General features: G+C 42.2%; 1 protein-coding gene and 1 pseudogene. Both read left to right on the top strand.

The annotated features are described in order from the left end of the window. A pseudogene (locus BIV59_RS23965) lies at positions 1–205 on the top strand (group II intron reverse transcriptase/maturase); the annotation flags it as partial. Positions 206–895: 690 nt separating this feature from the next. Next, a complete protein-coding gene (locus tag BIV59_RS24155) occupies positions 896–1,120 on the top strand; it encodes a DUF6431 domain-containing protein (RefSeq protein WP_240501965.1) in 225 nt (74 codons plus the stop codon). Positions 1,121–1,421: the final 301 nt, after the last annotated feature.

Genomic DNA, 1,421 nt, shown 5'->3' with positions numbered 1-1,421 from the left:
GTGGAAGAAAGTGAAAACAAGACACAGAAACCTAACGAAGTTAGGGATCAAACCTAACCAAGCGTGGGAGTGGGCAAATTCAAGATTGGGCTACTGGAGTGTATCTAAAAGTCCTATCTTAGATAGAACCCTTGATAACCAATACTGGACGAATCAAGGGCTCAAAAGTTTGCTTATAAGATATCAAACATTGCGTTTGACTTAATTGAAACCGCCGTATACCGAACGGTACGTACGGTGGTGTGAGAGGTCGGAGGTTAGTCACCTCCTCCTACTCGATTTTATAGGACCTATTATTTCAGTAGCCAGGGTAGAACGTACGGGTGCGTGGGACTAAGATCTCGTGAACTAAACTGTTCTCCCCCTACTTGTAGAAAGATGTTTGAGGCTGGTTGGGACACGATCTTGTATAACAAGCGAAGCTATGGAACTACAGGGGGGTATAGGGGTTACTGGAGAGTACATCAACGGGAAAGATGAAATGCCGGGGAAAATGGTTAAACATAAATGTTAAAAATCCTTTTGAGGATGTTTTTGTTTTTGACACCCCGAAATTTCCGAAAGTTGACGGTATTGCCTGTCCATAATTAGTCGATTATAATGTCCATATAGAATTCTAAACATTTCGACATTTATTTTAGAGAAAGGAAAAGACGTCCCCATAATGTATAACTGCGCCAACAGTTATACAGGAGACGTCCCACAAAAAAAGTATATGGTTATTGTATCAAATTATCAGCTGATTGAAAACACTCTTACTGGAGTTTTTAGTTAGGGGGGCGGGGAGGATCCCTTCCCCTTGTTGCGGGAAAGACATGTTGGTTAGAGGTACAAAGAATCGAAAAGCCAAGGATCATACAGGATAGAGTAAGACATATAACATCCGAAGATTACAGTGCACCAATTCAATTGTCAGTCCATACATCATGAACTTCCAGATTTATTGATTCCTTATAAACGCTATGAGGCTGAATGTATCGAAAACGTTCTTACGAACCCATCCACCCACATTGTTCCGGCTGATGATTCTACCCTTTCGAGATGGCAAGGCTGGTTTCATCAATTTGTGGATTATTGGATTGGTTGTTTGACTTCCATCATGGTCAGGACCAAACAGTGAAACATCCCCCTGGATTTCACGTCCAAAGGTTCGGGGACTGCACTTTAAAGGATAGGACGTTTGGCAGGAGATGCCAATGGATGGCTGACAAGAATTGTCCGTCCCATCGTAAATATTAATTTTTGGATACACACCCGTTCTGCATTCCTTGTCCAATAACCCCTGATTTACACTCATGATAGACATAGAGAGGAGAGTATATCATGAGTGATCGCAAGAAATCAGAAGAATTGGCCGTGCAGCGTTTCCAGCTGATATCCCCTTTATTGGCAGAGGGGCTTGACGCTGGAAAAGTAAAAGA

Origin of the sequence: Bacillus sp. MUM 13 (genome assembly GCF_001866725.1) — a bacterium.
GTDB lineage: Bacteria > Bacillota > Bacilli > Bacillales > DSM-1321 > Peribacillus.
The sequence above is the reverse complement of the archived record's forward strand: the minus strand, read 5'-3'. Positions and strand labels throughout refer to the sequence as shown.